This window comes from Williamsia phyllosphaerae (genome assembly GCF_014635305.1).
GTDB lineage: Bacteria > Actinomycetota > Actinomycetes > Mycobacteriales > Mycobacteriaceae > Williamsia_A > Williamsia_A phyllosphaerae.
In genome coordinates this window covers 2,549,551-2,572,843 of the sequence record NZ_BMCS01000001.1, presented here as the reverse complement: position 1 = coordinate 2,572,843, position 23,293 = coordinate 2,549,551, and the positions used below count along the sequence as shown (strand labels likewise).

Annotated in this window: 24 protein-coding genes; 12 read left to right on the top strand and 12 right to left on the bottom strand. The window is 69.8% G+C overall.

Features of this window, described 5'->3' with window-relative positions:
- Positions 1–40: 40 nt before the first annotated feature.
- Both IEV93_RS12020 and IEV93_RS12015 read left to right on the top strand, forming a co-directional pair.
- A complete protein-coding gene (locus IEV93_RS12020; protein ID WP_188489928.1) occupies positions 41–634 on the top strand; it encodes a hypothetical protein in 594 nt (197 codons plus the stop codon).
- Positions 631–1,929, top strand: coding sequence for an alpha/beta-hydrolase family protein (locus IEV93_RS12015; protein ID WP_188489926.1), 1,299 nt, complete (start codon positions 631–633; stop codon positions 1,927–1,929). Before IEV93_RS12020 ends, IEV93_RS12015 begins: the two co-directional genes overlap by 4 nt.
- Here IEV93_RS12015 and gatA read toward each other — a convergent pair.
- The 3 genes from gatA to IEV93_RS12000 form a co-directional block, all read right to left on the bottom strand.
- Positions 1,881–3,371: an Asp-tRNA(Asn)/Glu-tRNA(Gln) amidotransferase subunit GatA gene (gene gatA / locus IEV93_RS12010; protein WP_188489924.1), complete on the bottom strand. Its 1,491-nt coding sequence runs from the start codon at positions 3,369–3,371 to the stop codon at positions 1,881–1,883. The two genes, IEV93_RS12015 and gatA, sit on opposite strands and share 49 nt — an antisense overlap.
- On the bottom strand, positions 3,368–3,667 hold the full coding sequence (gene gatC / locus IEV93_RS12005; protein WP_188489922.1) for an Asp-tRNA(Asn)/Glu-tRNA(Gln) amidotransferase subunit GatC: 300 nt from the start codon (positions 3,665–3,667) through the stop codon (positions 3,368–3,370). Before gatC ends, gatA begins: the two co-directional genes overlap by 4 nt.
- A 97-nt stretch (positions 3,668–3,764) precedes the next feature.
- Positions 3,765–4,352, bottom strand: coding sequence for an antibiotic biosynthesis monooxygenase (locus IEV93_RS12000; RefSeq protein WP_188489920.1), 588 nt, complete (start codon positions 4,350–4,352; stop codon positions 3,765–3,767).
- Positions 4,353–4,437: 85 nt separating this feature from the next.
- Between IEV93_RS12000 and IEV93_RS11995 the strand changes: the two genes are divergently transcribed.
- Both IEV93_RS11995 and IEV93_RS11990 read left to right on the top strand, forming a co-directional pair.
- Entirely contained in the window at positions 4,438–4,791 is a 354-nt protein-coding gene (locus IEV93_RS11995) for a YbjQ family protein (protein WP_188489918.1), read from the top strand.
- Positions 4,792–4,840: 49 nt separating this feature from the next.
- The gene (locus IEV93_RS11990) at positions 4,841–5,518 is read left to right on the top strand and encodes an ACT domain-containing protein (RefSeq protein WP_188489916.1); all 678 of its coding nucleotides are present in this window, start codon (positions 4,841–4,843) and stop codon (positions 5,516–5,518) included.
- On the opposite strand, the gene ligA is transcribed toward IEV93_RS11990, so the two are convergent.
- The gene (ligA, locus tag IEV93_RS11985; RefSeq protein ID WP_188489914.1) at positions 5,499–7,574 is read right to left on the bottom strand and encodes an NAD-dependent DNA ligase LigA; all 2,076 of its coding nucleotides are present in this window, start codon (positions 7,572–7,574) and stop codon (positions 5,499–5,501) included. The two genes, IEV93_RS11990 and ligA, sit on opposite strands and share 20 nt — an antisense overlap.
- Positions 7,575–7,622: 48 nt before the next feature.
- Here ligA and IEV93_RS11980 point away from each other — a divergent pair, with 48 nt between their 5' ends.
- Entirely contained in the window at positions 7,623–8,006 is a 384-nt protein-coding gene (locus IEV93_RS11980) for an MmcQ/YjbR family DNA-binding protein (protein WP_188489912.1), read from the top strand.
- A gap of 62 nt (positions 8,007–8,068) precedes the next feature.
- On the top strand, positions 8,069–8,674 hold the full coding sequence (locus tag IEV93_RS22520; RefSeq protein WP_229705060.1) for a L,D-transpeptidase: 606 nt from the start codon (positions 8,069–8,071) through the stop codon (positions 8,672–8,674).
- Between the two features lie 52 nt (positions 8,675–8,726).
- Here IEV93_RS22520 and IEV93_RS11970 read toward each other — a convergent pair whose 3' ends face one another.
- From IEV93_RS11970 to IEV93_RS11940, 7 genes are all read right to left on the bottom strand, one after another.
- Positions 8,727–9,740: a uroporphyrinogen decarboxylase/cobalamine-independent methonine synthase family protein gene (locus tag IEV93_RS11970; protein ID WP_229705059.1), complete on the bottom strand. Its 1,014-nt coding sequence runs from the start codon at positions 9,738–9,740 to the stop codon at positions 8,727–8,729.
- Positions 9,737–10,819, bottom strand: a complete 1,083-nt coding sequence (gene mnmA, locus IEV93_RS11965) for a tRNA 2-thiouridine(34) synthase MnmA (protein WP_188489910.1) — start codon at positions 10,817–10,819, stop codon at positions 9,737–9,739. The genes IEV93_RS11970 and mnmA overlap by 4 nt, the downstream gene beginning before the upstream one ends.
- Positions 10,819–12,024: a cysteine desulfurase family protein gene (locus IEV93_RS11960; RefSeq protein ID WP_188489908.1), complete on the bottom strand. Its 1,206-nt coding sequence runs from the start codon at positions 12,022–12,024 to the stop codon at positions 10,819–10,821. Before IEV93_RS11960 ends, mnmA begins: the two co-directional genes overlap by 1 nt.
- 50 nt (positions 12,025–12,074) lie before the next feature.
- Positions 12,075–12,953 carry a lysophospholipid acyltransferase family protein gene (locus IEV93_RS11955; RefSeq protein WP_188489906.1) on the bottom strand — a complete coding sequence of 293 codons (879 nt, stop codon included), beginning with the start codon at positions 12,951–12,953 and terminating at the stop codon, positions 12,075–12,077.
- Positions 12,954–13,787 (bottom strand): GNAT family N-acetyltransferase, encoded by an 834-nt coding sequence (locus IEV93_RS11950; protein WP_188489904.1) that lies wholly within the window; start codon positions 13,785–13,787, stop codon positions 12,954–12,956. It lies immediately after the preceding gene.
- A gap of 161 nt (positions 13,788–13,948) precedes the next feature.
- Positions 13,949–14,905 carry an electron transfer flavoprotein subunit alpha/FixB family protein gene (locus IEV93_RS11945; RefSeq protein ID WP_188489902.1) on the bottom strand — a complete coding sequence of 319 codons (957 nt, stop codon included), beginning with the start codon at positions 14,903–14,905 and terminating at the stop codon, positions 13,949–13,951.
- A 14-nt stretch (positions 14,906–14,919) separates the two neighbouring features.
- The gene (locus IEV93_RS11940; RefSeq protein ID WP_188489900.1) at positions 14,920–15,705 is read right to left on the bottom strand and encodes an electron transfer flavoprotein subunit beta/FixA family protein; all 786 of its coding nucleotides are present in this window, start codon (positions 15,703–15,705) and stop codon (positions 14,920–14,922) included.
- A 166-nt stretch (positions 15,706–15,871) separates the two neighbouring features.
- Here IEV93_RS11940 and IEV93_RS11935 point away from each other — a divergent pair, with 166 nt between their 5' ends.
- Genes IEV93_RS11935 through IEV93_RS11920 form a run of 4 tightly spaced genes read left to right on the top strand, consistent with a single transcriptional unit; the run spans position 15,872 to position 20,536 of the window.
- Positions 15,872–16,660, top strand: a complete 789-nt coding sequence (locus IEV93_RS11935; protein WP_188489898.1) for a class I SAM-dependent methyltransferase — start codon at positions 15,872–15,874, stop codon at positions 16,658–16,660.
- Positions 16,657–18,189, top strand: a complete 1,533-nt coding sequence (locus tag IEV93_RS11930) for a 1,4-alpha-glucan branching protein domain-containing protein (RefSeq protein WP_188489896.1) — start codon at positions 16,657–16,659, stop codon at positions 18,187–18,189. Before IEV93_RS11935 ends, IEV93_RS11930 begins: the two co-directional genes overlap by 4 nt.
- A complete protein-coding gene (locus IEV93_RS11925) occupies positions 18,186–19,448 on the top strand; it encodes a glycosyltransferase family 4 protein (RefSeq protein ID WP_188489894.1) in 1,263 nt (420 codons plus the stop codon). Before IEV93_RS11930 ends, IEV93_RS11925 begins: the two co-directional genes overlap by 4 nt.
- A gap of 26 nt (positions 19,449–19,474) precedes the next feature.
- Positions 19,475–20,536, top strand: a complete 1,062-nt coding sequence (locus tag IEV93_RS11920) for an NAD-dependent epimerase/dehydratase family protein (protein ID WP_188489892.1) — start codon at positions 19,475–19,477, stop codon at positions 20,534–20,536.
- Between the two features lie 35 nt (positions 20,537–20,571).
- Here IEV93_RS11920 and IEV93_RS11915 read toward each other — a convergent pair whose 3' ends face one another.
- Positions 20,572–21,330 (bottom strand): acyltransferase, encoded by a 759-nt coding sequence (locus tag IEV93_RS11915; protein ID WP_188489890.1) that lies wholly within the window; start codon positions 21,328–21,330, stop codon positions 20,572–20,574.
- A gap of 92 nt (positions 21,331–21,422) precedes the next feature.
- On the opposite strand from IEV93_RS11915, the gene IEV93_RS11910 reads away from it, so the two are divergent.
- A complete protein-coding gene (locus IEV93_RS11910; protein WP_188489888.1) occupies positions 21,423–22,748 on the top strand; it encodes an outer membrane protein assembly factor BamB family protein in 1,326 nt (441 codons plus the stop codon).
- Between the two features lie 19 nt (positions 22,749–22,767).
- The gene (locus IEV93_RS11905; protein ID WP_188489886.1) at positions 22,768–23,286 is read left to right on the top strand and encodes a putative immunity protein; all 519 of its coding nucleotides are present in this window, start codon (positions 22,768–22,770) and stop codon (positions 23,284–23,286) included.
- The last annotated feature ends 7 nt before the right edge of the window (positions 23,287–23,293 follow it).

The window sequence follows — 23,293 nt, the reverse complement described above, 5'->3', positions numbered from 1 at the left end:
GCCGATGCGGGCGGGTACCGCGCGTTCCTAGCGTCATCGCATGATCACCCTGTCTCGACGAATCGCTTTGACCCTGTTCACCTTCGGCCTTCTTCTCGCGCTGGGACTGGTGGCCGTACAGGCCCGGGGTCTGCCCGGTACGGGTGCGCAACCCCTCCCGGCCGACCTCGCCACCCCGGCCGGTGCCGCGGTCATGGCGTTGACCGGCCCCGAGCCGATACACGCCCTCGCCGAACTGGGGGCGCCGCCGCGCATCGTCCTGGGCTACGACCCGGTGATCATCGACGGGGCGCCGGCGAACCCGCGGGGCGGGTGCTCGACACCGGTCCCGCTCCCCGACCGATTCGAGCCGCTCTGCAAGATCCACGACCTGGGATACGACCTGTTGCGCATGGCCGCACGATCGGGTCGGCCACTCGGCCCGTGGGCGCGACAGCGTCTGGATCACGCTCTCGTCGAGGCCATGCACGGCAGTTGCACCGATCCCGTCTGCGAGATCGGTGCCGACCTGGCCGACGTCGGATTGTGGGTCAACACGTGGCGTCAGCGCGCGTCGGTGCCCGTCACGCACGAGGACATGGGTTCCATCGCACTGTCGGTTGTCGTCCGCGCCGCGGAATCAACGGCACGATGACCGGCACGGAGTCGTCTCGACTTCCCCACCCCGCCGGGGTGATCGGCGCACTCACCGGCTCCGCGATCGCGCTGGCGCCGGGGTCGCTGCCCCGGGAGACGTGGGTGCACGCCGTCCTGCTGAGCGGATGCCTGCTGCTGGGTGCGGCGATCGGGGGCGGAGTCGGATGGTTGATGCCCGACCGTGCGGGCGATCTCGGCGTCGACCGCCGCCGTGCCCGGGTCCTCGGCCCGGCCGTCGTGGTGTTCACCGGACTGGTCCTCGCCGCCGTGTGGTGGCAGAACACGCTGCGCGCCGCGCTGGACGAACCAGGGGTCGGACCCGGTTGGGTCGCGATCTCGTTCGCGCCGGTCGCGCTGTATGCCGCGGTGGTCCGAGCACCGAGGCTCACGGCCATCGCGCTGGTCACGGGGGCTGCGACGGTCGCGAGTCTGGCTCCCGCGATGGCCGGGCCACCGGGTGCGGCCGTCACCGGGACGGGCATGAGCAGGGCCACCGCGTTCACGACGACCGATGCCACCGCGACGTCGCTTCGTCTGTACTCGCCCCTCGACGGGCGGACCGTCGACCGCCGCGCGGCCGAGCTGGTCGATCGCTGGTCGGCGGTCGGCGGTGCCCGGCGCGCGGCGGTGGTGGTCGCCGTCCCCACCGGATCGGGGTGGGTCGACCCCGACGCGGTGCGCGGATTCGAGGATCGACTCCGCGGCGACGTGTCGGTGATCGCGTTGCAGTACAGCGACATCCCGAGCTGGCGCGCGTTCGTGTCCGGCACCGCCACCGCCCGTGGGGGCGCGGTCGCCGTGACCTCGGCATTGACCCGCGCCGTCGGGCGACTACCCGCGGGTGCGCGTCCGCAGATCTATCTGTACGGACAGAGCCTCGGTGCGATCGGCGCCGACGCGGCCCGTGAGTGGGCGCTCACCGAGGTCACCGACGTGTCCGTCTGCGCCACCGTCCTGGCCGGACCGCCCGCGGGAACGGTTGCCGAACATGCGTCGCGGCGCGTGGTGCTCGCCAACGGCAGCGACCCGGTCGTCCGATGGTCACCGCGGTTGCTCTGGCGACCACCCGCTCGATCGGCCGAACCGGTCGACCTGCCGCGCCCTGTGTGGTTTCCGGTCGCCGGCTTCGTACAGGCCAGTGCAGATCTTGTGGGCGCTCTGTCGTTCCCGGCCGGGCACGGCCATCAGTACGGCTCCGAGCAGGGCACGTCGGCCCCGCTGTGTCCGAACCGGACCGGCGTCGCTCAGGCCAGCGGTCCGCGGGCCGCCTCGTACGCCGCGCCGACGCGGTAGAGACGGTCGTCGGCCTGGGCGGGCGCCATGATCTGCAGTCCGACCGGCAGGCCGTCGTCGACCGAGAGTCCCGACGGCACCGACATCGCGCAGTTGCCCGCGAGGTTCACCGGGAGCGTGCACAGGTCGAACAGGTACATCGCCAGCGGGTCGTCGGCCTTCTCGCCGATCTCGAAGGCGGTGGTCGGGGTGGTCGGCGACACCAGCACGTCCACCGACTCGAAGGCGGTGGTGAAGTCCTGCGCGATCAGCGTCCGGACCTTCAGGGCCTGGCCGTAGTACTTCTCGTAGTAGCCCGACGAGAGCGCGTAGGTGCCGATCATGATGCGGCGCTTGACCTCCGGACCGAAGCCCTGTGCACGCGTCATGGCCATGACCTCGTCGGCCGAATGACTGCCGTCGTCGCCGACCCGCAGCCCGTAGCGCATGGCGTCGAATCGCGCGAGGTTCGACGACACCTCCGACGGCAGGATGAGGTAGTAGGCACCGAGTGCGTACTCGAAGTGCGGGCACGAGACCTCGACGATCTCGGCGCCACGCTCGCGCAGCACCTCGACGGCGGCGGTGAACGACGCGAGCACGCCGGGCTGGTAGCCGTCGCCCTGCAGTTCGGTGACGATGCCGACGCGTACGCCGGCCAGGTCCTGATCGACCCCGCGGCGGGCGGCCGCGACGACGTCGGGCACCGGGGCGTTCAAGGAGGTGGAGTCACGCGGGTCGTGGCCGGCGATGACCTCGTGCAGCAGGGCCGCGTCGAGCACGGTGCGGGCACACGGGCCGCCCTGGTCCAGCGACGAGGCGCAGGCGACCAGTCCGTACCGCGACACCGCACCGTAGGTGGGCTTCACGCCGACGGTCGCGGTGACCGCAGCCGGCTGCCGGACCGAGCCACCGGTGTCGGTACCGATGGCCAGCGGGGCCTGGAACGACGCGAGCGCCGCGGCGCTGCCGCCGCCGGATCCGCCGGGGATCCGGTCGGTGTCCCACGGGTTGCGGGTGAGCTGGTAGGCGGAGTTCTCGGTGGAGCTGCCCATCGCGAACTCGTCCATGTTGGTCTTGCCGAGGATGGGGATGCCGGCCTCGCGGAGTCGGCGCGTGACGGTCGCGTCGTACGGCGGCACCCAGCCCTCGAGCATCTTCGACCCGCAGGTGGTCGGCGCGTCGGTGGTGGTGAAGACGTCCTTGAGGGCCAGCGGGACGCCGGCGAGCGAGGACGCGGGCTTCTCCCCCGCGGCGATGGCGGCGTCGACGGCCTGCGCCGCCGCGATCGCCTGGGTGGACGTGACGTGCAGGAAGGCGCCGAGATCGCCGTCGGTGCGCTCGATCTGATCGAGATGGGCGCGGGTCACCTCGACCGACGACAGGTCACCGGAGTGGATCTTGGCGGCGAGATCGGACGCCGACAGGCCCGTGATGGGCCCGGCGTCGCGGATCGCGGTCACTGCTCCTCACCCAGGATCTGCGGGACGGCGAAGCGGGACTGCTCCACCGACGGTGCGCCGGAGAGCGCCTCGGTCGGGGTCAGCCCGGGGACGATGACGTCGGGGCGCAGGACATTGGCGAGACCAGCCGGATGGGCGGTGGCGTCGACGCTGTCGGTCGACACCTCCGAGATCTGCGCGACGTGGGTCAGGATCGAATCGAGTTGGCTCGCATACTGATCGAGTTCGTCATCGGAGAGCGCCAGGCGCGACAGACGCGCCAGGTGGGCTACTTCATCCCGGGAGATGGCAGACAACGATGCGTCCCTTCTGCAGAGCAATCGAGTGGAGACCGGGCACGGCGACCACGCAACGAGCCTAGTGGTCGCGCCCTCGGCGGCGATTACGGCCCGTTCAGCGCAGCCAACGACTCAGTCGCGCGGTGATCCACGGCAGCACGAGGTAGACCATCAGCGGTGTGTTGATCAGGGTCGCGATGAGCGTCTTGAGCACCAGTGGGACGCCGTCGAGGTGGGCCACCACCGCGAAGTTGATCAGCAGGCTCAGGGGGAAGAACCCGAGCCAGATCGTGATGGCCTGCTTCCAGCGCGCCGGGGGCGCCCCGACCACCCGGACGGCGTTGGTGAGCGTCGACTGCGGCTCGAACCAGCCCTCGATGCCGGACAACCGGTGCACCGCGGACTCGACGGCCACCCCTTCGCCACGCGAGAGCCACGCGCGGCGGACCGGTGAGCGCACCCAGTCGTCCATCTGCGCCTCGTTGTCGAACCGGTAGACCACGTAGTAGTCCGACGAGTCCTGCGCGGAGCGCAACCAGCCGCCGCCGAGAAACCCGGGAAAGGTCCGGGCCAGGGCCATGCCGGCATCGGTCCAGGCGAGGAAGTCGTGTTCGCGACCGGCCTCGATCCGCCGGGCGACCGACGTCGTGACGTGTTCGGCGGTGTGCTCGGGGTCGGCGGACTGCTCGATGTGCTCGGCCATGGGTCCATGGTGGCACCGTGCGCCGCATCTGCCCGACCGAGCGAACGAGCACGGACGCACGATCGGCTCACTACGATGCGAGACCATGATCATCGTCACATCCAACGACGTCCCGGGGTACCGCATCGGCTACACCTTCGGCGAGGTGTTCGGCCTGACCGTCCGTTCGCGCAACATCGGTTCCAACATCGGTGCCGGTTTCAAGGCGATGGCGGGTGGGGAGCTCAAGGGTGTCACCCAGCTCCTGCACGACTGCCGGCAGGAAGCGTTGCACCGCTTGGCCACCGAGGCACAGCAGAAGGGCGCGAACGCCGTGGTCGCGTTCCGGTTCGAGACCACGGAGTTCGGTGGGACGGGGATCGAGGTGTGCGCGTACGGCACCGCCGTCGGCGTCGAACCCCTCGATCCGGCCAACCCCGGCGCCGTGCCGACGACCTGACGGCGTCGCGACGCCGTCGGCGCGGCGGCGGAGCACACCCGGTGGGACAATGACCAGCGTGTCGTACCTGCTGCGGGTCTACCTGCAAGATCGTCCGGGAAGCCTCGGCCTGCTCGCGGTGTCACTGGGATCGGTGGGTGCGGACATCCTCTCCCTCGACGTCGTCGAACGCGGCGACTCCTACGCGGTCGACGACATCGTCGTCGAGGTGCCGCGCGGGTCGTTGCCGGACACCCTGATCACCGCCGCGGAGAACGTCGACGGCGTCCGGGTGGACTCGATCCGGCCGTACACCGGCGTCCTCGAGACCCACCGCGAGCTCGAACTCGTCGACCAGATCGCATCCGCTCCGGCGGCCGCGCGACTGCAGGTCCTGGTCGACACCGCTCCGCGCGTCATGCGGGTGTCGTGGAGCACGGTGGTCACCCTCGGCGGTGGTGGGGTGCTGCAGTTGTTCGGCAGTTCCAGTGCCCCCGAGACCCGCCTCACCGAGGTGGACTGGCTCCCGATCTCCGAGGCGGGACAACTCGATCCCGACGCGACGTGGGTGCCGCAGTCCTGGAAGGACTCCGACACCCGTCTGGCGGCAGCCCCGGTCGGCTCGTCGTCGAAGGCGTTGCTGCTGGGCCGATCCGGCGGCCCGGACTTCCGCCCCTCCGAGATCGCCCGGCTGGGCTACCTGTCCCGGATCGTGACCACGATCCTCGCTATTCCGAAGGCTCGCTGACACTCTCCGGCGGTCCGTCGGCGAGCAGCGCCTTGAAACCGTCCTCGTCGAGGATGGGGACGCCGAGTTGCTCGGCCTTCTCCGCCTTCGTCCCCGGGGAGTCGCCGACCACGACGAAGGCCGTCTTCTTCGACACCGACCCCGACGCCTTTCCACCGCGCACCAGGATGGCCTCCTTGGCGCCGTCGCGGGAGAAGTCCTGCAGCGACCCGGTCACGACGATGCTCAGACCCACCAGCGTGCGCGGGATCGACTCATCGCGTTCGTCGGCCATCCGGACGCCGGCGTCGCGCCACTTGTGCACGATCTCGCGATGCCAGTCGACGGCGAACCAGTCGACCACGCTCTGCGCGAGGGTGTTCGCGAGCCCGCCGGTCTGCGAGAGCTGCTCGACGTCGGCTGCTTCAATCGCGTCGAGGCTCCCGAACTCGGTCGCGAGCGCCCGCGCCGCAGACGGTCCGATGTGGCGGATGGACAGCGCGACGAGGACCCGCCACAGCGGTGTCTGCTTGGCCTTCGCGATGTTGGCGAGCAGAGCGTTCCCGTTGGCCGAGAGGGTGCCGTCCTGGGTGACGAACAGGTCGGCCTTCGCGATGTCATCCACGGTGAGCGAGAAGAGATCCCCCTCGTTCTCCATGATCTGCGAGGCGTACAAGGCCGTGGCCGCCTTGTAGCCCAGCGCCTCGATGTCGAACGCGCCACGGCCGGCCAGATGGAACAGACGCTCACGCAGCTGGGCCGGGCACGAGAGGCTGTTGGGACACCGGATGTCGGCATCGCCCTCCTTCTCGTGACGCAGCTCGGTGCCGCATTCGGGGCAGAGCGTCGGCATCTCGAACTCGGTCTCGCTGCCGTCGCGGAGGTCGACCACCGGCCCGAGCACCTCGGGGATGACGTCGCCGGCCTTGCGGATCGTGACGGTGTCGCCGATGAGCACGCCCTTGCGCTTGACCTCGGAGGCGTTGTGCAACGTGGCCATCCCGACGGTGGAACCGGCGACGAGCACCGGCTTCATGTACGCGAACGGCGTCACGCGCCCCGTCCGTCCGACGTTGACGCGGATGTCGAGCAGCGTCGTCGTCGCCTCCTGGGGCGGGTACTTGTAGGCGATCGCCCACCGGGGAGCGCGCGAGGTCGAACCGAGTCGTCGCTGCAGCGCGGTGGTGTCGACCTTGACGACGATGCCGTCGATCTCGTGCTCGACGTCGTGCCGGTGCTCGCCCCAGTAGGCGATCGTCGAGAGGATCTCGTCGGCGCCGGACAGCTTCCGGGTGTGTGTCGACACCGGCAGTCCCCAGGCACCGAGGGCCAGGTAGGCGTCGTGCAGCGATTCCGGCGACCACCCGTCCAGCTTGCCGATGCCGTGGCAGATCATCCCGAGCCGACGGCGCGCGGTCACCTGCGGGTTCTTCTGCCGTAGCGACCCGGCCGCGGAGTTGCGCGGGTTGGCGAACGGCGCCTTGCCCGCCTCGACCAGCGACGCGTTGAGCGCCTCGAAGTCCTCGATCCGGAAGAACACCTCGCCGCGGACCTCGAGCAGCGCCGGGATCGGGTAGTCGTCGGACGGGGTCAGCCGGTGCGGGATGTCGTCGATGGTCTTCGCGTTGAGCGTCACGTCCTCACCGGTGCGACCGTCCCCCCGCGTGGTGCCGCGGACCAGCGTGCCGTTCTCGTAGACCAGTGCGAGTGCGACGCCGTCGATCTTGAGCTCGCAGAGGTAGTCGAGACCGGTGCCCGCGTCGGCCTGGACCCGATCGACCCAGGTGCGCATCTCGTCGGCGTCGAACACATTGTCCAGCGACAACATCCGTTCGAGGTGGTCGACAGCGGCGAACTCGGTCGCGAATCCGCCACCGACCATGACCGTCGGCGAGTCCGGCGCGGCCAGTTCGGGGTGATCGGCCTCGAGTTGCTGGAGGCGCTTGAGAAGTGTGTCGAACTCGCCGTCGGTGATGACCGGCGAATCCTTCACGTAGTAGCGGAACTGGTGCTCACGCACCTCCTCGGCCAGGGCGGACCACTGCTCACGCAACTCGGCGTCGGGGCTCTCATCCACGGAACCAGGCTAGTCCAGGCCTCCGACATCGTTAGGCTCTCTCCCACCATGCCGCACCCGATCATGTTCTCCGACGACGACCCGACGCTGGCCCGCGTGCGGGAGACCGCACTCGCGTTGCCGGAGGCGACCGAGGTCGTCGCACACGGACGGCCGACGTTCCGGTGCGGCAAGATCTTCGCCTACTACGGCGGGTCGGTGAAGGGCGGCGAGATGATGAACACCTCGGTGCTGTTCAGACCGGATCCCGCCGAGGCGCAGGCCTTGTCCGGTGATGCGCGTTTCTTCGTACCCGCCTACGTGGGCGCCCACGGATGGCTCGGGGTGGACCTGTCACGGGCGCCCGACTGGGACGAGGTCGCCGAGCTGCTCGACGCGAGTTTCCGGCTCGTCGCCCCGGCGAAGCTCATACATCGACTCGACGGACTGTGAGCTGACCCGACGCCCCGCATGGCGACAACGGCCCCGGTCGGGGTTGTGCCATCCTGGAGGACGTGCCCACATCCCTTCGCGACTACTGGTGGGCGATCGTCATCGTCCCGGTCGCCGTGGTCGTCACCGCGATCCTGGTGGCGGGGCTGTTCACCGGCGCAGACCCGTCCTCGGGTCCCGCCGTGGCCGCGGCGGTAACCTCCGATGCCCCCGCGCCCGCCCCCACGACCGAGGCCCCGAGCAGCAGCGCCGTGACCGCGGCGGCCGATGCGAGGGCGTGTGCGGGCAACGGCGGCGCCCGACTGGTCACGGTCAGCATCTCCGAACAGCGCATGTGGATGTGTCAGGGCACCAGGACGATCAGCGCATCGCCGATCACCACCGGCATCGACAATCCCACCGACCGCACCCCCACAGGCACCTGGAACGTCGTCGCGCGGGAGACCGACCGGTTCCTGGTCGGTCCCGGCTACCGGGTCCACGTCAACTACTTCCTCCCGTTCTTCGACGACTACGGGTTCCACGACTCGCCGTGGCAGACGTTCCCCTACGGCTCGCAGGGCTACCGGACGGGTGGATCCCGCGGCTGTGTACACGTGCCCGGCCCCGAGATGGCGGCTCTGTATCGGTGGGCGGCGGTCGGGACGACCGTGACCGTCCGGGCCTGACCCCACTGCTGAGCCCGACCTACTGCTGAGCCGACCTACTGCTGGGCCCGACCTACTGCTGCGGCAGGGCCGTCGCCACGGCGGTGGCGAGCGCAAGTGCCTGCTTCGCCCAGGCGGCATCCGCACCGGCCAGCCCGCACGCCGGGGTGATGATCATCTGATCGGCGAACACGTCGTGGGACAGACCGATGGTGTCGACGATCTCGGTGACGGAGGCGACGACGTGCTCGGCGGGGAGTTCACGGCCCGGATCGGTGGACGGGACCGCACCGAGAGCAACCACCGATCCGCCGTCGAGGAACTCTCCCAGACCGTCCAGGTTCGCCGAGCGCACATGGGCCATGTCCAACGACACGCCCCACAGCTTCGTCTGCGCGACGGTGTGCCAGGGGAACCGCTCGCCGCAGTGGTGCAGCAGCACCGGACCGCCCACGATGTCGATGAGTGCATCGATGTGCTCGGCGACGACCTGCGAGGGCACCGGGTTGATCACGTCGAGCCGACTCAGCGGTCGGATACTCCCCTCGATCACGCGGTCGAGCAGCGGCTCGTCGAACTGGACGAGCACCTGCGCGCCGAGCCGCCGACGGATCTCGGCGGCGTGCGTCGCGGCCCCCTCGGCGATCGAGTCGACCAGATCAGACCACGCCCCGCGGTCGTGCAGCGCCTTGTGCCCGCCGCCGACCTCGACCGACGCGGCGAGGGTGAAGGGTCCACACAGCTGCACCTTCACCCAGCGATCCGGACCACCGAGTCCGCGGGTCTCCCAGATCTCCTCGAGGGCGTCGATGTCGACGCGCAGCATGTCCCGGGCCTGACGGCCCATGGTCGACCCGCCCGTACGCAGGCGGTAGCCCGACGGTGTGACGTCCATCGGCATGTCGACGAGCAGGGCGGCGCTGCGACCGATCATGTCGGCCCCGAGACCGCGTGCGGGCAGTTCGGGCAGGTGGACGAGGCCCACCTCGCCGGCGATGATCTCGACCGCGGTCCGCGGGTCGGTCCCGGGCATCGAGCCGACGCCGGTGGCCACCCCGGTGGGCGGCCGATCGGGGGGATTCGTCACGCGGCGGCGATTCGGCCGCAGCCGAGAACGACGTCGCCGTCGGAGGGGTCGAGCCGGTAGAGCACCGCGGCCTGTCCGCGGGCCACGCCGGTCAGAGGCTCGGAGAGATCGATCTGGATCCGTGCGCCGTCGTCGATCGGCCGGGCGCGCGCGGGGGCCAGTCCGCCGTGTGCCCGCACCTGCACGGTGCAGTCGAAGTCGGTCGGCGGGACCGAACCCGACGTCCAGACCGCGCGGTCGGCGGTGATCGACCACACGTCGAGGTCGGCGGCGGTCCCGACCGTGACGGTCGAGGTCGCGGGGTCGATGCCGGTGACGTATCGCGGTCGGCCGTCGGCCGCGGGGGCTTCGATGCCGAGGCCCTTGCGCTGGCCGATCGTGAAGCCGTGCACGCCGTCGTGTTCGGCGAGCGCGACGCCGCTGGAGGCGTCGACGACCATGCCGGGTCGGACGCCGATGCGGGCGCCGAGGAACGCGCGGGTGTCGCCGGTGGGGATGAAGCAGATGTCGTGCGAGTCGGGCTTCTCGGCGACCGACAGGCCACGACGTGCCGCCTCGGCCCGGATCTCGGACTTGGGCGTGTCGCCGATGGGGAACATCGCGCGCGAGAGCTGCTGTGCGGTCAACACCGCGAGGACATAGGACTGGTCCTTGTCCTGGTCCACCGCGCGCCGCAGCTCACCGTCGACGAGCCGCGCGTAGTGGCCAGTGGCCACCGCGTCGAACCCGAGGGCGATGGCCCGCTCGGCGAGAGCGGAGAACTTGATCTTCTCGTTGCACGACAGGCACGGGTTGGGTGTCTCGCCCGCGGCGTACGCGCTGACGAACTCGTCGATGACGTCTTCTTTGAACCGGTCGGCGAAATCCCAGACGTAGAACGGGATCCCGAGGATGTCGGCGACACGACGGGCGTCGCCTGCGTCCTCCTTGGAGCAGCAGCCGCGGCTGCCGGTGCGCAGCGCGCCCGGGGCGGTCGACAGGGCCAGGTGCACGCCGACGACGTCGTGTCCCGCGTCGACGGCACGTGCTGCGGCCACCGCGGAGTCGACGCCACCGCTCATCGCGGCCAGGATGCGCATCAGCGGTCCCCCGCCGAGACGCTGGCCATGCCCGCGGTGCGAGCGCGATCGACCACCTCGCCGATGACCGCGGCGACGCGGTCCACGTCGGCCTCGGTGGTCGACGGCGCGAGGCTGAACCGCAGGCTGCTGCGGGCGTCCGGGGTGGACATGCCCATCGCGATGAGGACGTGGCTCGCCTGCGCGACACCCGCGGTGCAGGCCGAGCCGGTGGAGCACTCGATCCCGTTGGCGTCGAGCAACATCAGCAGCGAGTCCCCCTCGCACCCGATGAACGACACATGCGCGTTGCCGGGCAGCCGACGAGAACCCAACGGACCGTTGACGATGCAGCCCTCGGTGTCCATCAGGGCGCCGAGCAGACGATCGCGCAGTGCAGCGACATCGCGCATCGAGTCGGCCAGCTCGTCCACCGACTGCGTCAGGGCCGCGGCCATGCCGACTGCCGCGGCGGCATCCGGTGTGCCGGAGCGGACATCGCGTTCGTGGCCGCCGCCGTGCAGCAGCGGTGCGCAGTCGACGTCGCGGCGCAGCAGCAACGCACCCGCACCGTGGGGGCCGCCGAACTTGTGCCCGGCCAGGCTCAGCGCGGACAGCCCACTGGAGGCGAAGTCGACCGGGATGTGTCCGACGGCCTGGATGGCGTCGGTGTGCATCGGTACCGCGAACTCGGCGGCGATCGCGGCCAGTTCGGTGATCGGCTGGATCGACCCGACCTCGTTGTTGGCCCACATCACCGACACCAGGGCGGTCTCGGACGCGTGGGCGGAGAGCTCGGCCCGCAGGTCGGCGGGGTCGACGAACCCTTCGGAGTCGACCGGCAGCAGCACGAGGTCGGCCTCACCGCGATCGGCCAGCCACTGCGCGGGATCGATGACCGCGTGGTGCTCGACCGACGAGATGACGATCCGCCTCCGACGGGGATCGCCCGCGCGCCGCGCCCAGAAGATGCCCTTGACGGCCAGGTTGTCGCTCTCGGTGCCGCCGGCGGTGAAGATGACCTCGGACGGACGCGCGCCCACCGCGGCGGCGATCGACTCGCGCGCCTCCTCGAGGTGCCGGCGGGCCCGGCGGCCGGAACCGTGCAGGGATGCGGCGTTGCCCGGATCGCCCAGGATGCGCGTCATCGCCTCGACGGCGCGCGGCAGCATGGCTGTCGACGCGGCGTGATCGAGGTAAACAGACGTTCGACCGGAGGTGGGCATGGTGTAGCAAGGATAACGTCCGAGACACCATCGACAATTCCGCGGCGGGCTCAGCCCGCCAGAGACAGCCCGTGCACGCCCTCGGCCGTGGTGGGCAGCGGCGGGAGCACCATCGGCCCGAAGACCAGGCGTTCGCACCGCCGGGCGAGTTCCCGACGATCCGAACCCGGCAGCTGCAGCTCGTGTACCCGGACCCGGACGCTCAGACCGGTGGCCGAGATCACCCGCCGCATCGTGTCGAGGAGGTCGTCGTCGCCGATGAAGCTCGCGACCGTGGACACCCCGCCGGGACCCCGGAATCCGACGTGCATGGGGATCACCGGGACCGATGCGTCGACGGCCGCCTGGAACATGGCCGGCCGGAACGTCCCGCCGGTGCGTCCGCACCACGTGGTGCCCTCGGGGAACACCCCGACGGCGTCGTCGGCGTGCAGCCCGGCGACCGCGGCGTCCACGGTGCCCGGCAGCGACCGCAACGACCCACGGTCGAGGCCGATGACACCGAGACGCCGTGCCAGCGTCCCGACGACCGGCCAGGCCAGGAGCTCGGACTTGGCGACGAAGCGGGCGGGCACCACCGCCGCGATGGCCAGGATGTCGAGGAACGAGGTGTGATTGGCCACGATCAGGCCGGCCCCCTTCCCGACGAACGGACGGCGGTCGTCGACCTCGACCGCGATGCCTGACGCCGCGAGCAGTGCACGCGCCGCAGTGCGGACGAACCGCCGTCGCACGGGGCGCGGCAGGGCCGTCACGATCGTCCCGGCGGGGACGAGCCAGCAGATGGTCGTCGCGAGCCGGAGTAGCCGCATGACGGCCCGTACGCGGCCATGTGTGCGCGCGTCGGCGGGAACACAGCTCGCGTCGCAGGGGCTGACGGGGAACCAGGCGTGAACGCGTCGGGTGGGCACGGTGTCGGCGAGGGTCATCTAGGCCTCCGCGGCGTCGGCGGCCGCCCGCAGCCGGTCGAGGTAGCGGATGTTGGCGTTCTGTTTGTCGATGATCGTGACGAAGTCCGCGACACCGAAGACGACGTCGTGTGCGGGCTCGCCGCAGATCTGCGCCCCGATCCGTACGTAACCGCGCAGCAGCGGCGGCAGCGTCAACCGGGAGGGCGGCGCGATGTCGTCGAGTCCACGGCCGTCGATCTCGACGGGGGTGCGCGGGTGGACCTCCCAGGGCGCGCGGTGGCGGTCCCGGACGAGGTCGCGGACGCCCCGGATGTGCGCGCCGGGCGCGGTGCCGTCACCGTTGTCGATCGGCACCGAGGTGCACCCGACGGCGTAGCGGTGGCCGGTGTCGTCGAGGTAGCGCAGGATCCCCGACCACATGAGGGCCATCACCGAACCCGAGCGGTGCTCGACCGCGACACAGGCCCGGCCCATCTCGACGGTCTGCGGCGCGATCGGGTCGAGTTCGGCGAGATCGAACTCGGTGGCGGTGTAGAGACCGCCTGCGGCGATCGCGCCCGTCGGCGGGAGCATCCGGTAGCAGCCGACCACCTCGTCGGTGTCGTTGTGGCGGACGATGAGGTGGTCGCAGAAGTCGTCGAAACGGTCTGCGTCCCGACCGTCGGTGACGTCGGCCATCGCCGACGCGAAGCCCGGCTCCCGGGAGAACACCGCGAACCGCAGTCGCTGCGCGGCGGAGATGTCGCGCGGGTCAGCGGTGAGATGGAGGCTGTAGGTCGGTCCGGTGATGAGTGGACGCGCTGCCCCCGATGGGGTCCGGAGAGGTCGATCGGCCAGCAGTGAGTTGGTCATGGCCACAGGTGTAGTGACCGATTCGGACAGCACTGCAGCGGCGCGGTGTCGTGTCGATGGAGGCGTGATGAACTCCCCCGGCCAGGGTGAACCCGGCCCGACATGCACATGACCCCCGGGAGATCCCGGGGGTCATGTGGTCGTTCAGGTCGTACTTCGGCTCACTTGCGCTTGTTGACGGCCTCGGTGAGCTGGGGTGCGACGTCGAAGAGGTCGCCGACGATGCCGTAGTCGGCGATCTCGAAGATGGGTGCCTCTTCGTCCTTGTTCACCGCGACGATGGTCTTCGAGGTCTGCATGCCCGCACGGTGCTGGATGGCGCCGGAGATGCCCAGGGCCACGTACAGCTGAGGCGACACGGTCTTGCCGGTCTGACCCACCTGGAACTGGCCGGGGTAGTAACCGGAGTCGACCGCGGCGCGCGAGGCGCCCACGGCTGCACCGAGCGAGTCGGCGAGATCCTCGACGACGGAGAACTTGTCGGCACTGCCCACACCGCGTCCACCGGAGACGACGATCGACGCCTCGGTGAGCTCGGGGCGGTCGCCACCGACGATCGGCTCGATCTTGGTGATCTTGACGGCGTTCTCGGCCGCGGCCGGGACCTCGACGTCGACACGCTCTCCCGCGCCGGCCTTCGGCTCGGCCTCGACTGCGCCCGGACGGACGGAGTAGATGGGCACGTCACCCTTGGCGGTGGCCTGCACGGTGAACGCCCCACCGAAGATGGAGTGCACCGCACTGGCGTCCTCGTTGATCCCGACGATGTCGTAGAGGATCCCGGAACCGAGACGTACGGCCAGGCGACCGGCGATCTCGTTGCCGTCGGCGTTGGCCGCGACGACGATGCCGGCAGGCGACGCCTGCTCGGCGACCGCCGCGAGGACGTCCACCTTCGGGCTGATCAGGAAGTTCTCGACATCACCGGACTCGGCGACGTAGATCTTCTCGGCACCGGCCTCGGTGAGGCCCTCGATCAGACCGTCTGCGTTGCCGGACTTGCCGACGACGACGACGGACGGGGTGCCGATCGCACGTGCTGCCGTGATCAGTTCGCCGGTGACCCGCTTGAGTCCACCCTCTGCGTCCTGCTCGGCAAGAATCAAAACTTCAGCCATGATTTCTACGCTCCTCAGATGATCTTCTGGCCGACAAGGTACTCAGCGACCTTCGTGCCGCCGTCGCCTTCGTCGGTCACGCGCTCGCCGGCGGTCTTGGGCGGCTTCGGGGTGGACGACGTCACCGTCGAACCGGCGTTCTCGAGGCCGACATCCGACGGCTCGACGCCGATCTCGGCGAGGGAGAGGACCTGTACTTCCTTCTTCTTTGCCGCCATGATCCCCTTGAACGAGGGGAATCGGGGCTCGTTGATCTTCTCGGTCACGCTGACGATGGCCGGCAGCGAGGCCTCGACGTGGGTGATGCCCTCGTCGGTCTCGCGCTCGCCGGTGAGGGTCTCGCCCTCGACGGTGAGCTTGCGCAGGTGCGTCAGGTGCGGCAGCTCGAGGTACTCGGCGATCATGGCCGGCACCGCGCCGCCACGTCCGTCGGTGGCCTCGTTGCCCGCGATCACGAGTTCCACGCCCTCGACGGTGCCCAGTGCGCGTGCGAGCACGTACGCGGTCTGGACGGAGTCGGAGCCGTGCATCAGGTCGTCCTTGATGTGGATGGCCTTGTCGGCACCCATGGACAGAGCCTTGCGGATCGCGTCGGCGGCGCGCTCGGGTCCTGCGGACAGGATCGTCACCTCGCCACCGCTCGACTCCTTGATCAGGAGCGCCTCTTCGACAGCGCGCTCGTTGATCTCGTCGAGCACCGCGTCGGCTGCTTCACGGTCCAGCGTGTAGTCACCATCGGAGAGCTTGCGCTCGGACCAGGTGTCTGGAACCTGCTTGATCAATACGACAGTGTTCGTCATGGTCCTCATCGACCTCCTGCTTGGGGTTCGTCAACTTACCGCCCGGTAAGGATAAGCGTTCCATTCCACTTTAACCCCAACCAGGGGCGCAATTGACACCCGTTCCATCCCAGGTCCGGAGGTGGCCATGACGCTGATCACAACGTCGGCCACTAGGCTCCCGGGGATGATCAACCCAACCGAGCGCCCGGAGTCGGCACAGGGGCCCACCCTCGTGCTCACCGGCGAACGCACCGCGCCGGGGATCGCCGAGGAGAACTACTGGTTCCGGCGACATGAAGTGGCCTACGAACACATTCTCGCGATCTGCACCGACCGTGACGTGCTCGAAGCCGGATCCGGCGAGGGGTACGGGGCGGACATGCTCGCCGACGTCGCGCGCAGCGTCGTGTGCGTCGACTACGACGCGACCGCCGTCGCCCACACCCGGGCCCGGTACCCGCGTCTGAGCATCGAACAGGGCAACCTGATCGACCTCCCGTTGGCCGACGCGAGCGTCGACGTGGTCGTCAATTTCCAGGTGATCGAGCACCTGTGGGATCAGCCACAATTCGTCCGGGAATGCGCGCGGGTGCTGCGCCCGGGTGGCCTGTTGCTGATGAGCACACCGAACCGGATCACCTTCTCCCCCGGCCGTGACACCCCTCTCAACCCGTTCCACACCCGGGAGCTGTCGGCCGGCGAGCTCACGGAGCTGCTCACCGACAACGGGTTCGCGGTGTCGGAGTTGGCCGGCGTACACCACGGCCCCGCGCTGCGGGCACTCGACAAGCGCTGGGGCGGGTCGTTCATCGACGCCCAGATCCAGCGCGCGCTCGACGGCGAGGCCTGGCCCACGGCGCTGACGGCCGACGTCGCGAGCATCCGGTCGACCGATTTCGAGATCCACCCCGACGACATCGAGGCGAGCCTCGACCTGCTGGCCGTCGCACTGAAGCCCTCCGAGCAGACATGACCACCGACCGGGAGGTCCCCGGACAGTTCTCGATCGTCCTGCACTCCCATCTACCGTGGCTCGCGAACCACGGACGGTGGCCGGTCGGCGAGGAATGGCTCTATCAGTCCTGGGCCGGCTCGTATCAACCTCTGTTCGCCGCGTTCCGACGGCTCGCCGCCGACGGTCTGACCGGTCAGGTGAGTCTCGGGGTGACCCCGGTGCTCGCCGCGCAGCTCGACGATCCGCACTGCCTGGTGTCGATGTACGAGTGGCTCGCCTCGTGGCAGCTACGCGCACAGGAGGCCGCACTCGCACCCGGCGGGGGCTCCTCCGCACTGGGTCACCGTGAGTACCGCGCCGCCGACGCCGCGCTCGACGACTTCGAGATGCACTGGCGCCACGGCGGTTCCGGCGGGCTGCGGACGCTCGTCGACGCCGGGACGGTGGAACTGCTCGGCGGTCCGCTCGCGCACTCGTTCGGCCCGCTGCTCGATCCGCGGCTCCGACGCTTCGCCCTCGACGAGGGGCTGCACGACGCAGGCGTCCGCGTCGGCTCACGACCGCAGGGCATCTGGGCGCCGGAATGCGCCTTCGTCCCCGGGATGGAGACGGAGTACCGCGACGCCGGGGTCAGGCATTTCATGGTCGACGGGCCCGCGTTGCGCGGCGACACCGCGCTGGGTCGACCGGTCGGCGACAGCGGTGTCGTCGCCTTCGGTCGTGACCTCGACATCAGTTACCGCGTGTGGTCCCCGCGATCGGGGTATCCCGGTCACGGCGCGTACCGAGATTTCCACACCTACGACCATCATTCGGGTCTCAAGCCCGCCCGGGTCACCGGTCGGTCGGTGCCCGGCGAACAGAAGGCACCCTACGAACCGGAGCGGGCGCACCGGGCGCTGGCGGTCCACGTCGAGGACTTCGTCACGCGGGTGCGCGAGCGACTGATCGGTGAGTCCGATCGGATCGGCCGACCGGCACTGGTGGTCGCGGCCTTCGACACCGAGTTGTTCGGACACTGGTGGTTCGAGGGCCCGCAGTGGCTCGAGGCCGTGCTGCGACGCCTGCCCGAGGTGGGCGTCTCCGTCGGCACCCTGGCCGACGCCCACGACGCCGGATACGTCGGCACCCCTGTCGATCTCGAGCGTTCGTCATGGGGGTCGGGCAAGGACTGGCGGGTGTGGGACGGGCCCGCGGTGTCGGATCTGGTGTCCCTGAACTCCGACGTGGTCCGTTCCGCGCTGGACACCGTGGCCAAGCGCCTCGACACCCGCGGCGTCGGCCGCGACCGGGTGTCCGACCAGATACTGCGTGAGGCACTGCTGACCGTGTCGTCGGACTGGGCGTTCATGGTGTCGAAGGACTCCGCGGCCGGCTACGCACGCGAGCGGGCGTTCAAGCATGCGCACGCCACACGCGAGATCTGTTGGGCCGCAGACGCCGGTCGGGACGCATCGGCCACCCGCCTCGCCGACGGATGGCATCGCGCCGACTCCCTCTTCCCCGGGCTCGACGCCCGCCGCATCCGACGGCACGACATCTCATGAAGGTCCTGGTCGTGTCCTGGGAGTACCCGCCGGTCGTCGTCGGTGGTCTCGGTCGGCACGTGCACCATCTCGCCGTCGAGCTCGCCGCCCTGGGCCACGAGGTCGTCGTGCTCACCCGAACTCCGACCGGATCGGACGCCGCGACGCACCCGTCGTCCGACGATGTCGTGGAGGGCGTGCGGGTGATCGCCGCGGCGGAGGATCCGCCGGCGTTCGACTTCGCGCAGGACATGATGGCGTGGGTCCTGGCCATGGGGCACAGCATGATCCGGTCGGGCCTACGTATCCGGTCCGCCACCGGCGAGCCGTGGGTGCCCGACGTCGTCCACGCCCACGACTGGTTGGTGGCCCACCCCGCCGTCGCGCTGGCCGAGTTCCACGATGTGCCCCTGGTGGCGACGATCCACGCCACCGAGGCGGGCCGACACAGCGGTTGGGTCAGCGGTCGCGTGAACCGGCAGGTGCACTCGGTGGAGTGGTGGCTCGCCGCCGAGGCCGACGCGCTCATCACCTGCTCGGCGTCGATGCACGATGAGGTGACCCGTCTGTTCGGGCCAGACCTGGCCGAGATCCACACCATCCACAACGGGATCGACATCACCACCTGGCCCTTCCGACCGCGCCGGGTCAACACCGGCCCGGCCACGCTGCTCTACGCCGGGCGCCTGGAGTACGAGAAGGGCATCCAGGACGCGATCGCGGCGCTGCCCCGCATCCGACGGACCCATCCGGGGACGACGTTGGTCATCGCCGGCGACGGGACCCAGGAGACCTGGCTGCGCGAACTCGTCCGCACGCACCGTGTGACCAGGGCGGTCACCTTTGCCGGTCCCGTCGGACACGACGGACTGGTGACGCTCATGCAGGCGTGTGACGCCATCGTGCTGCCCAGCCGCTACGAGCCGTTCGGCATCGTGGCGTTGGAGGCCGCGGCCACCGGCGCCCCACTGGTGACCTCGACCGCGGGCGGGCTCGGCGAGGCGGTCACCGACGGGGTGACCGGGTTGTCGTTCGCCGCGGGCGACGTGGCCGGACTGGCCGCTGCGGTCCGCGGTGTCCTCGCCGATCCCGTTGCGGCACAACGAAGGGCGGTCAACGCACGAGACCGTCTCACCGCCGAGTTCTCCTGGGGGCTCGTGGCCGAACGCACCGCGGGCGTCTACCTCTCCGCCAAGCGGCGGGTTCGCCGGCCGTTGGGCCGACCCGTCATCGTCGAGCGCCCCCTCCCCGATCGCGACCTCTCCGGCGGACCGGGCTGACGACACGGGGCACTAGATTGGCTCCCATGAGCCCCGACATCGACACCTCCACGCCCGTACTGGTCACCGGCGCCACCGGCTACGTCGCCGGATGGCTGATCAAGGATCTGCTCGAAGCCGGGGTGACCGTCCACGGCACCGTCCGCGATCCCGACAACACCGCGAAGGTCGCACACCTGACCGCGCTGGCCGACTCCTCGCCGGGCACGCTGCGGCTGTTCCGTGCGCAGCTGCTCGAGGACGGCTCGTTCGATGAGGCGATGGCGGGCTGCGGCATCGTGTTCCACACCGCGTCGCCGTTCACGTCGGACTTCGACGACGCCCAGCGCGACCTGGTCGATCCGGCCGTCGAGGGCACCCGCACCGTGCTCGAGTCGGCCGACCGCACCGAGTCGGTCACCCGGGTGGTGCTGACCAGCTCGGTCGCCGCCGTCTACACCGACACCGTGGACTGCGCCGACGCCGGCGGCACGCTGACCGAGCAGAACTGGAACACCTCGGCGTCGCTCGACTACGAGCCCTACAACCTGTCGAAGACGTTGGCCGAGAAAAAGGCCTGGGAGATCGCCGACGCACAGTCGCGCTGGCGGCTCGTGGTCATCAACCCGTCGCTGGTCATCGGGCCGGCCCTGGGGCCGGCCCCCACCTCGGAGAGCTTCGCGATCGTCAGCCAGTTGGGCAACGGGATGATGGCGCTCGGCGCCCCGCGCATCAAGATCGGCGTGGTCGATGTGCGGGAGGTCGCTGCGGCACACGTCAACGCCGCCTACCTGCCCGACGCCGAGGGACGGCACATCCTGTCCGCCGCGAACACCGATCTGCTCGAGATGGGGCGCGCGCTGCTCCCCCGGTTCAAGTGGCGCCGTCCGCTGCCGCGATTCCCCCTGCCCATCCCGCTCCTGGTCGCCGTCGCACCTCTCGTGGGCCGCGACCGGCGATTCGTGAAGCGGTGTTCGGGACAACCGTTGCGCCTGGACAACTCCAAGAGCCGCAGTGCCCTCGGGATCTCGTACCGACCGATGCAGGAGTCACTGGAGCAGATGTTCGCGACGATGCTGGACGGCGGTCAGGTGAAGCTGCTGCGCTAGGTGTCCGACAGCCGGGCGCGCTCAGGTGGGGGCGATCAGGCGGGGGCGTCGCGACCGGGCAGCGCGGCCTTCTTGCGTTCGATGTCGGCGAGCGCGCGCTCGAGTTCGGCGCGTTCGGCGGCGTTCGACGCCCAGGCGTCCATCCGGTTCTTGACCACGCGCGCCGGTGCCCCGACGGCGATCGAGTAGTCACCGATCTCGCCCTTGACCACCGCGTGCGAGCCGAGGACGCATCCGCGGCCGACGATCGTGTTGCGCAGGACCGACACCTTGGTCGCGACCCAGGTGTCGGCGCCGATCCGGACCGGCCCCTTCACGATGCCCTGGTCCTTGATGGGCAGGGTGATGTCGTCCATCTTGTGGTCGAAATCGCAGACGTAGCACCAGTCGGCCATGAGCGTCGAGGCGCCGATCTCGATGTCGAGATAGGCGTTGATGACGTTGTTCTCGCCGAGGACCACCTTGTCGCCGATGCGCAGCGACCCCTCGTGGCAGCGGATCGAGTTCCCGTCGCCGATGTGCACCCACCGGCCGATCTCGAGCCGCGACAGTTCCGGCGTGGCGTGGATCTCGACGTTCTTGCCGAGGAAGACCATGCCGCGCAGGACGACGTGCGGGTTCGCGGTGCGGAATCGCCAGAGACGCACGTACCGGACCAGGTACCAGGGGGAATAGGCGCGGTGGCTGATCACCCAGCGGATCGAGTCACGGGTGAGGAAACGCGCCTGAGCAGGATCGCGGCGTCGGCCGGCGCGAAGGCGCGAACGCAGTGATGCGTTCCACATGCTCGTCATGGGCTCACACGATAACCGACCCACCTCCGGTGCCGGATTCACCAGTGCGCTCGCGATAGGCTCACCGGTGTTCATCGACGTTCAGGAGCACCATGCGGCGCACGATTACGCGACGACCCGGCCGGGTCGGAGTGGTGGCACGCGCAGCTCTGCTCGCCGTCGTCGCGGCGGTCGCGGTCAGTTCGTGCTCGGACGGCACCGATGACGTGCGGTCGGTGGCCAGTGCCGGGTGGTCGAGTTACGGGGGTAACGCCGCCAACTCGAACTTCGCCTACCCGACGTCGCCCGACGAGCTGGCGTTGTCATGGACCCGCCCCACCGGGGGCCCGATCTCCGCACCGATCACGATCTCCAGTCGCTACAACGTCGGCGTCACCTCGCGCACCGCTGCCGGGTGCAACACCTTCGTGCTCGATTCCCGCGCCGGACGGAAGAACTTCTGTCGCCGGCTCGGTGTCGGGGCCGAACTCAACTCGATGCTCGTCGACCAGTTCGAGAACATCTACATCGGCGAGGCCGGACAGTTCTACGCGCTCAACGGTGGCGGCGCGGTCCGCTGGAAGTTCGCGACCGTCGGCGTGCCCGTCTCGGCGAAGTTCGCGGCCAAGGGGGTGGTCCTCATGGTCACCAACCAGGGACAGATCCTGCTGCTCAACGCGCAGACCGGTGAGCCCGTCGCGCCGGGGATCGCGTTGCGGCCGAACGCCGATCCGGCCCAGCCTGCCTTCGGTCTCGGGGACTGCGTCACCGCCGGTCCGAACTGCCCCGTTCCGGCGAGCCCCGCGGTGGACGACGAACGAGAGCAGTTCTACCTGAACTACTTCCCGGAAAACGCCATCGCCTCCGAGGTCCGGGCCATGCGGTACGACGAGGTCAAGGGCGCCCGCTCGATCCGCCAGAGCTGGGCCACCCAGATCCCGAGCGGAGTCATCGGTACGCCCACGCTGTCCGCAGACCGCAAGACCCTCTACGTGTTCGACCGCCTCGGCAGCATCTACGCGCTCGACGCCGAGACCGGGAAGCGCAAGTGGGACTACTTCATCGGCGGGTACGGGTTCGGGACGATGTCGGTGTCGCCGGACGGCACGATCATCCCGACCGGAGTCATCGGCTCACCGTTGATCACCATCAGGGACCGCGGCGATCGCGCCGAGGCCGGCTGGCGTCGCAACGATCTGCAGACGGTCAGCCTGGCCACCAGCACGGAGGCAAAGACCGCCTGGGTGGTGGTCCGCGACCCGAACACCAAGGCGCTCAAGCTGCTCGAGGTGTCGGCAACCGACGGTTCCACCAAGCGCTCCCTGGATCTGCCGCAGGCCGTCGGGTTCACGACCGGTGTCGCGGTGTCTCCCGGTGGCGACGTGGCCACCGCCACCAACCTCGGCGAGGTCTATTACTTCGCCCCGCCCAAGACGTAGACGTCCTGCGGACTCAGCGGTGATCCTGCCCTCGGTCCGAGACCCTCGCCTGGTGACGATCCGCCGCGGCGGCTTGCTGACCGACGACGATCACCGCGCTCTCGCGCTGTGGTCGGCCGACTGTGCCGAGCACGTGCTGTCCCTGTTCGAACGCGAGCGGGCGGCCGACACGCGGCCCCGTGTCGCCATCGCCGCGGTGCGCTCGTGGGCAACGGGGTCGATGTCGATGATGGATTCCCGAGCGTGCGGCGGACACGCCATGGGCGCGGCGCGAGACCTCATGGGTGCCGCGCGTTTCGCCGCGTACTCAGCCGGTCAGGCCGCCTGCGTTGCTCACGTTCCCGAACACGACCTCGGTGCGGCGGCGTACGCCATCAAGGCAGTGATGTCGGCGGCAGGTCCGACCGTCGACCCGGCCGAGGTGCGGTTGGCCGAGCGGGATCGGCAGCTCGCGCAGCTACCGACCCACCTGCGCGAGCTGGTGACCGAGGACCAGGCCCGGCGGAACAGCATCTGCTGGAACGTGTTCGATTCATGACTCCGAA

Coding starts and splice junctions, on each gene's coding strand:
- IEV93_RS11980 (WP_188489912.1), top strand. CDS start 7,623: ATGCCGCACCCGATCATGTTCTCCGACGACGACCCGACGCTGGCCCGC.
- IEV93_RS11930 (WP_188489896.1), top strand. CDS start 16,657: ATGACCACCGACCGGGAGGTCCCCGGACAGTTCTCGATCGTCCTGCAC.
- IEV93_RS11910 (WP_188489888.1), top strand. CDS start 21,423: ATGCGGCGCACGATTACGCGACGACCCGGCCGGGTCGGAGTGGTGGCA.
- IEV93_RS11940 (WP_188489900.1), bottom strand. CDS start 15,705: ATGACGAACACTGTCGTATTGATCAAGCAGGTTCCAGACACCTGGTCC.
- IEV93_RS12020 (WP_188489928.1), top strand. CDS start 41: ATGATCACCCTGTCTCGACGAATCGCTTTGACCCTGTTCACCTTCGGC.
- IEV93_RS12000 (WP_188489920.1), bottom strand. CDS start 4,352: ATGGCCGAGCACATCGAGCAGTCCGCCGACCCCGAGCACACCGCCGAA.
- IEV93_RS11935 (WP_188489898.1), top strand. CDS start 15,872: ATGATCAACCCAACCGAGCGCCCGGAGTCGGCACAGGGGCCCACCCTC.
- IEV93_RS11950 (WP_188489904.1), bottom strand. CDS start 13,787: ATGACCAACTCACTGCTGGCCGATCGACCTCTCCGGACCCCATCGGGG.
- IEV93_RS11915 (WP_188489890.1), bottom strand. CDS start 21,330: ATGACGAGCATGTGGAACGCATCACTGCGTTCGCGCCTTCGCGCCGGC.
- IEV93_RS11990 (WP_188489916.1), top strand. CDS start 4,841: ATGACCAGCGTGTCGTACCTGCTGCGGGTCTACCTGCAAGATCGTCCG.
- IEV93_RS11960 (WP_188489908.1), bottom strand. CDS start 12,024: ATGCCCACCTCCGGTCGAACGTCTGTTTACCTCGATCACGCCGCGTCG.
- IEV93_RS11945 (WP_188489902.1), bottom strand. CDS start 14,905: ATGGCTGAAGTTTTGATTCTTGCCGAGCAGGACGCAGAGGGTGGACTC.
- IEV93_RS12015 (WP_188489926.1), top strand. CDS start 631: ATGACCGGCACGGAGTCGTCTCGACTTCCCCACCCCGCCGGGGTGATC.
- mnmA (WP_188489910.1), bottom strand. CDS start 10,819: ATGCGCATCCTGGCCGCGATGAGCGGTGGCGTCGACTCCGCGGTGGCC.
- IEV93_RS11920 (WP_188489892.1), top strand. CDS start 19,475: ATGAGCCCCGACATCGACACCTCCACGCCCGTACTGGTCACCGGCGCC.
- IEV93_RS11955 (WP_188489906.1), bottom strand. CDS start 12,953: ATGACCCTCGCCGACACCGTGCCCACCCGACGCGTTCACGCCTGGTTC.
- IEV93_RS11925 (WP_188489894.1), top strand. CDS start 18,186: ATGAAGGTCCTGGTCGTGTCCTGGGAGTACCCGCCGGTCGTCGTCGGT.
- IEV93_RS11995 (WP_188489918.1), top strand. CDS start 4,438: ATGATCATCGTCACATCCAACGACGTCCCGGGGTACCGCATCGGCTAC.